Origin of the sequence: Ferrovibrio sp., assembly GCF_035304305.1 — a bacterium.
In the GTDB taxonomy this organism is placed as follows: Bacteria; Pseudomonadota; Alphaproteobacteria; order Ferrovibrionales; family Ferrovibrionaceae; genus Ferrovibrio.
In genome coordinates this window covers 21,415-27,570 of the sequence record NZ_DATGQG010000046.1, presented here as the reverse complement: position 1 = coordinate 27,570, position 6,156 = coordinate 21,415, and the positions used below count along the sequence as shown (strand labels likewise).

At 67.6% G+C, this 6,156-nt stretch carries 7 protein-coding genes and 1 tRNA gene; 6 read left to right on the top strand and 2 right to left on the bottom strand.

The features are described from left to right. Window positions 1-2: 2 nt before the first annotated feature. Window positions 3-78 (bottom strand) — tRNA-Phe (locus VKZ87_RS05775). A 147-nt stretch (window positions 79-225) separates the two neighbouring features. Between VKZ87_RS05775 and VKZ87_RS05770 the strand changes: the two genes are divergently transcribed. Both VKZ87_RS05770 and VKZ87_RS05765 read left to right on the top strand, forming a co-directional pair. Beyond that, window positions 226-1,008, top strand: coding sequence for an ABC transporter ATP-binding protein (locus VKZ87_RS05770; RefSeq protein WP_324220302.1), 783 nt, complete (start codon window positions 226-228; stop codon window positions 1,006-1,008). Further along, window positions 1,005-1,817 carry an ABC transporter permease gene (locus VKZ87_RS05765; RefSeq protein ID WP_324220301.1) on the top strand — a complete coding sequence of 271 codons (813 nt, stop codon included), beginning with the start codon at window positions 1,005-1,007 and terminating at the stop codon, window positions 1,815-1,817. Before VKZ87_RS05770 ends, VKZ87_RS05765 begins: the two co-directional genes overlap by 4 nt. 10 nt (window positions 1,818-1,827) lie before the next feature. Here the strand turns inward: VKZ87_RS05765 and VKZ87_RS05760 are convergent, their stop codons facing one another. Then, window positions 1,828-2,223: a DUF2306 domain-containing protein gene (locus VKZ87_RS05760; RefSeq protein WP_324220300.1), complete on the bottom strand. Its 396-nt coding sequence runs from the start codon at window positions 2,221-2,223 to the stop codon at window positions 1,828-1,830. Between the two features lie 114 nt (window positions 2,224-2,337). Between VKZ87_RS05760 and VKZ87_RS05755 the strand changes: the two genes are divergently transcribed. The 4 genes from VKZ87_RS05755 (at window position 2,338) to rapZ (ending at window position 6,153) form a co-directional block, all read left to right on the top strand. Next, window positions 2,338-3,045, top strand: a complete 708-nt coding sequence (locus VKZ87_RS05755) for a response regulator transcription factor (RefSeq protein WP_324220299.1) — start codon at window positions 2,338-2,340, stop codon at window positions 3,043-3,045. A gap of 43 nt (window positions 3,046-3,088) precedes the next feature. Then, the gene (locus VKZ87_RS05750) at window positions 3,089-4,687 is read left to right on the top strand and encodes a sensor histidine kinase (RefSeq protein WP_324220298.1); all 1,599 of its coding nucleotides are present in this window, start codon (window positions 3,089-3,091) and stop codon (window positions 4,685-4,687) included. A gap of 81 nt (window positions 4,688-4,768) precedes the next feature. After that, entirely contained in the window at window positions 4,769-5,242 is a 474-nt protein-coding gene (locus VKZ87_RS05745) for an HPr kinase/phosphatase C-terminal domain-containing protein (protein ID WP_324220297.1), read from the top strand. Window positions 5,243-5,247: 5 nt separating this feature from the next. After that, window positions 5,248-6,153 carry an RNase adapter RapZ gene (rapZ, locus tag VKZ87_RS05740; RefSeq protein ID WP_324220296.1) on the top strand — a complete coding sequence of 302 codons (906 nt, stop codon included), beginning with the start codon at window positions 5,248-5,250 and terminating at the stop codon, window positions 6,151-6,153. The last annotated feature ends 3 nt before the right edge of the window (window positions 6,154-6,156 follow it).

The following is a 6,156-nucleotide window of genomic DNA, read 5'->3' as shown; positions in this document are numbered from 1 at the left end:
AATGGTGCCCAGGGACGGAATTGAACCGCCGACACGAGGATTTTCAGTCCTCTGCTCTACCAACTGAGCTACCTGGGCCCACGCGTCTCAGGCCCTGACAGGCCGCAACGGCGCGGGGTTATAGACAAATTCCCCCACCCTGTCCATATCAACGGCCGGACTATTTTGCCTGTTTCGCCAGTCGCTTCCACCCGCGCTCCGCCGCGCCGCGCCCGATCCGAGCCCATGCACCGCCTGCCAGCCGAGAATCCCGTCATCACCGTTCAGGGGCTGACCAAACATTACGGCACCGCGGAGTCCCCCGTGGTGGCGGTCGCCGGAATCGATTTCACCGTGCCGAAGGGCGGCGTCACCGCCCTGCTGGGCGGCAACGGCGCCGGCAAGACGACGACGATCGCCATGCTGCTGGGGCTGCTGAAGCCGACCTCCGGCAGCATCTCCGTGCTCGGCACCGATATGCTGCGCGACCGCCATCGCGTGCTGCCGCGGATGAATTTCTCCTCGCCTTACGTCGACCTGCCGCACCGCCTGACCGTGCGGCAGAATCTGCGCGTCTTCGCGCAGCTCTATGCCGTGCCCGATGCCGCCGCGCGGATCAAGCGGCTGGCCCGCGAGCTGGACTTCGTCGCGCTGCTGGATCGCGCCTTCGGCGCGCTCTCCGCCGGGCAGAAGACGCGGGTGGCGCTGGCCAAGGCGCTGATCAACGAACCCGAGCTGCTGCTGCTCGACGAGCCGACGGCCTCGCTGGATCCCGATACCGCCGACTGGGTGCGGAGCCTGCTGGAGCACTACCGCACCGAGCGCGGCGCCACCCTGCTGCTGGCGTCGCACAACATGGCCGAGGTCGAGCGGCTCTGCCAGCAGGTGCTGATGATGAAGCAGGGCCGGATCGTCGACCGCGGCACGCCGGACGAGCTGATCGCCCGCTACGGCCGCAACAACCTGGAAGAGGTGTTTCTCGACATCGCCCGCGGCCAGGGCAAGGCGGCGGAAAGGATTCCGGCATGAACGGCGAGATTTTCGGCTTCAGCGCCGCACGCATCTTCGCCATGCTGCGGCGGCACTGGTATGTGCTGTCGGGATCCTGGACCCGCATCGTCGAGCTGATCTACTGGCCGGCGGTGCAGATGATCATGTGGGGCTTCCTCACCCAGTTCCTCGCCGGCAAGGCCTCCTTCGTGGCGCAGGCCTTCGGCGTCTTCCTCGCCGGCATGATGCTGTGGGATTCGCTGTTCCGCGTGCAGCTCGGCGTCGCCATCTCCTTCCTCGAGGAAATGTGGGCGCGCAACCTGGGCAACCTCTTCGTCTCGCCGCTGCGCCCGAGCGAATTCGCCGCCTCCGTGCTGCTGATGGGCGTGCTGCGGGCGCTGGTCGGCATGATTCCGGTCAGCCTGATGGCCTGGTGGTTCTTCGGCTTCTCGCTCTACGAGATGGGTTTCGCCCTGGCCGCCTTCTTCGCCAGCCTGACCCTGTTCGGCTGGGCGCTGGGCATCGCCGTCTGCGGGCTGATCATGCGCCATGGCCTCGGCGCGGAATCCGCCGCCTGGGGCGCGATGTTCCTGATCCTGCCGGTGGCAGCGGTCTACTACCCCGTCGAGGTGCTGCCCGAATGGCTGCAGGCGATCGCCTGGTCGCTACCGCCGGCCTATGTCTTCGAGGGCATGCGCGCGCTGCTGATCGATGGCGTGATCCGCGGCGACCTGCTGCTGCGCGCCTTCGCGCTCAACCTGCTCTATCTCGCGCTCGGCTTCGCCGCCTTCATGGGCTGGTTCGAGGCGGCGCGCCGGCGCGGCCTGCTGCTCGGCCAGGGCGAGTAAGGCGCCCCGCTCAGCCGCCGAAGATCATGCCGCCAAGCAGGCGGCCCGGCAGCAAAGTGAAGATGCCGGCGACCACCAGCCCGCCGGTGAAGATCGAGATCATCGTCCAGCGATGGCTCTGCAGATTGCGGCGACGGATGGCGTAGATCGCCCAGGGCAGCGCTACGAGCGTGACCACCGAGAGAATGTGAATCGGGCTGAAGCCGCCGGGATTGAGTCCGGTGATGAAGAACGAGCTGCCGGCGGCAACCGCCATCAGGATCACCCAGGCCCAGCCGAGCCGCTTGTGCGACACCGTTCCCTTGCCCCGGAGCAGCATGACGATCCCCAGCAGGAGCGCGACAATCGTGCTGGCCAGATGGACCAGGATGGCGGGGCCGGCGGCGGCGAGCGGGGCGGCGGTCATGGCAGGAAAGCTAGCCCCGCCCCCTCGAAATCGGCTATGTCTTTGCCATATAGGTGTGACTTCCGTCACGCCCTCCGCCCGGAATTCTCCGGGTGCCATTTTAAGGATATTGCCGTGAGCGCCACCATCGCCCTGGTCGATGACGACCGCAACATCCTGACTTCGGTTTCCATCGCGCTGGAGGCCGAAGGCTACAAGGTCCGCACCTACAATGACGGGGCCGAGGCCCTGCGCCACCTGACGCAGCAGATGCCGGACCTGGTGATCCTCGACATCAAGATGCCGCGCCTCGACGGCATGGAGACTCTGAGCCGCCTGCGCCGCGTCAGCAACGTGCCGGTGATCTTCCTCACCTCCAAGGACGAGGAGATCGACGAGGTGCTCGGGCTGAAGATGGGTGCCGACGACTACATCACCAAGCCGTTCAGCCAGCGTCTGCTGATCGAACGCATCAAGGCCGTACTGCGCCGCGCCGAAGCCAACAAGCCCGGTGCCGAGGAGACGGCAAGCGAGAAGCTGATCGTCCGCGGCCCGCTGATGCTGGATCCGGCCCGCCACCGCTGCACCTGGAAGGGCCAGGACGTGACGCTGACCGTGACCGAATTCCTGCTGCTGGAAGCGCTGGCGCAGCGCCCGGGCCACGTGAAGAACCGTGACCAGCTGATGGACGCGGCCTATGACGACAATGTCTATGTCGACGACCGCACCATCGACAGCCACATCAAGCGGCTGCGCAAGAAGTTCAAGGCGGTCGACGAGGATTTCGACGCCATCGAGACGCTCTACGGTGTCGGCTACCGCTTCAAGGAGCAGGCGAGCTAGCCCGCCGTGATGACGGAGCCAGCGCCGTGACGCGGAGATAGCGATGCCAGATTCCCGCCCGCAGCGGCGGCTGATGTCGCCGCTGACAAGGCGCATCCTGCTGATCAACCTGGCGGCGCCGATTTCCCTGGTGCTCGCCTTCCTCTATCTCGACCAGTTCCGCCTCGGCCTGATCGAGACGCGACTGACCTCGCTGCGCTACGAAGCCAACCTGATCGCCGGCGCGCTGGGCGAGTCCGCCATCAGCCCGGAGGAATTCACCCCGGCGCTGGATCCGGAAATGGCGCGCCAGCTGCTGCGGCGTCTCTCGGCGCAGTCGAGCGCGCGGGCGCGGCTGTTCACTGCCGAGGGCGAGCTGATCGCCGACAGCCGCCTGCTGCTGGCGGCGGGCCGCGGCGTCGTGACCCGCCAGCTGCCGCCGCCGGAGATCGACACGCCCTGGGAGCGCACGCTGGTCGGCATCTACGACAGCATCAACGCCGCCTTCATGACGACGTTCGATCTGCCGAAATATGTCGAGCTGCCCTTCTCCCATGCCAACGACTATGTCGAGGCCAGGCGGGCACTGGAGGGCGAGGAGGACGGCCAGCTGCGCGACCTGGGCGACGGCCGCATCATGCTGTCGGCGGCGGTGCCGGTACAGGGCCTGCGCAAGGTGGTCGGCGCACTGATGCTGACCGTCGATTCCACCGAGATCGACACCCGCGTGCGCGAGGAGCGCCTGGCGGTGCTGAAGATCTTCGCCGCCGTGCTCGGCTTCACCGTGCTGGCCTCGCTCTACCTCGCCGGCGCCATCGTGCGGCCGATCCACCGGCTCGCCGAGGCAGCGGAGCGCATCCGCGCCGCCAAGGGCCGCATTGCCCACCTGCACATCCCCGATTTCTCCAACCGGCACGATGAGATCGGCGATCTCTCCGCGGTGCTGCGCGCCATGACCGCGGCGCTGTCGCAGCGGCTGGACGCGATCGAACGCTTCGCCGCCGACGTCTCGCACGAGATCAAGAACCCGCTGACCTCGCTGCGCAGCGCAATGGAAACCTTCGAGCGCACCGAGAAGCCGGAACTGCGCCAGCGCCTGCTGGAGGTGATGAAGGACGACGTGCGCCGCATGGACCGCCTGATCACCGACATCTCGAGCGCCTCGCGGCTGGATGCCGAGCTGGCCCGCACCGAAGCGGCGCCGATCGACATCGCCGCCATGCTGCGCTCGGTGGTGGACACCTATGCGATGCGTTCGGAGGCCACAGGCGCGCCGAAGATCGAGCTCCGGCTGATCGAGCCCGGCCCCTACATGGCGCCCGGCTTCGAGAGCCAGCTCGGCCAGGTGGCGCGCAACCTGATCGACAATGCGATCTCGTTCAGCCCGAAGGACGGCACCATCGTCGTCGACGTGCGCCGCGAACCGAAGCATGTGGTGTTCAGCGTGACCGACGAGGGCCCCGGCATTCCGGCGGAGAACCTGGAGTCGATTTTCGACCGCTTCTACAGCGAGCGTCCGTCGTCGGAAGCTTTCGGCCTGCATTCCGGCCTCGGCCTGTCGATCGCGCGCCAGATCGTCCATTCGCTGGGCGGCCGCATCCATGCCGAGAACCGCGACGACGGAAAAACGGGCGCGCGTTTCGTCGTCCGCCTGCCGCTTTAACCATCATCCGTCCCCAAGCCACGGGATTCACACCGGGACATGTATTGACTCTCCAGGGGGCCGGCGTCAGGCTGCGCGCCCATGCTTACGATCCACGCAAGCTGTGTGGCGATTGGCGGCCATGCCGTACTGCTGCGCGGCCCTTCCGGCGCCGGAAAATCCGATCTTGCCCTGCGGCTGATCGATGCCGGCGCCATGCTGGTCGCCGATGACCGCACGCAGCTGCAACGCCAGGACAACCGGCTGATCGCCTCCTCGCCCGGCACCATCCGGGGGCTGATGGAAATCCGCGGCCTCGGTCCGGTCAGGGTCGCCGCGGCGGAACCAAGCCGCGTGCATCTGGTGATCGATCTCGTGCCGCCGGCCATGGTGCCGCGCCTGCCCGAGCCGCGGCATGAAAGCTTCCTCGACATCGCGCTGCCCTGCCTCTCGCTCGATCCATTCGAGGCCAGTGCGGCGATCAAGGCGAAGCTGGCGCTGGAGCGCGCGGCTGCAGGCCGCCTCTTCGAACCGGCCGAGGCGCAGCTGCCGCGTCGGGTGCTGCGCGCGTCATGAACGCCATGGCCGACACCGATCCGATCCGCGTCGTCCTGGTCAGCGGCGTGTCCGGCGCCGGCAAGACCACCGCGCTCAAGCTGCTGGAGGACATCGGCTACGAGGCGGTGGACAACCTGCCGCTGTCGCTGCTGCGCCGCCTGACCTTCGCCGGCGATGACAGCGCCGCCGGGTCACCGCGCCGCGCGCTGGCAGTCGGCATCGATACCCGCACCCGCGACTTCCAGGCCGACCGGCTGGCCGAGCTCGTCGCCGAGCTGAAGCAGCGTCCCGACCTGGCCGTGCAGCTGCTGTTCTTCGACTGCGACGACGACGTGCTGCTCAAGCGCTTCACCGCGACGCGGCGCCGGCATCCGCTGGCCGGTGACCGGCCGGTGTCCGACGGCATCGTCGCCGAGCGGCGCCTCATGGCGCCGCTGAAACGCGCCGCCGACCTGGTGCTGGACACCACGACGCTGTCACTGCCCGATCTGCGGCAGATCCTGTCGCAGCAGTTCGCGCTGGACGATGAACCGGGCCTCGGTATCATGGTGGTATCGTTTTCCTACCGTCATGGCTTGCCGCGCGAGGCCGATCTCGTGTTCGACGTGCGCTTTCTGCGCAATCCCCATTACGAGGAGGCGCTGCGGCCCTTCACCGGCGAAAATCCCGCAGTCGCCGACTATGTCCGCGCCGATCCGGGCTTCGACGATTTCTTCGCACGGCTGTCCGGCATGGTGAGCAGCCTGCTGCCCCGCTATGCCGCGGAGGGCAAACGCTATCTGACCATCGGGATCGGCTGCACCGGCGGCCGCCACCGCTCGGTGGTGGTGGCGGAAGCCCTCGCCAACGCCTTGCGCGAAGCCGGACAACATGTCGAAATCCGCCACCGCGACCGGCATCTTCCCTCGGGAGAGCCGGCGCGTGCCTGAGGA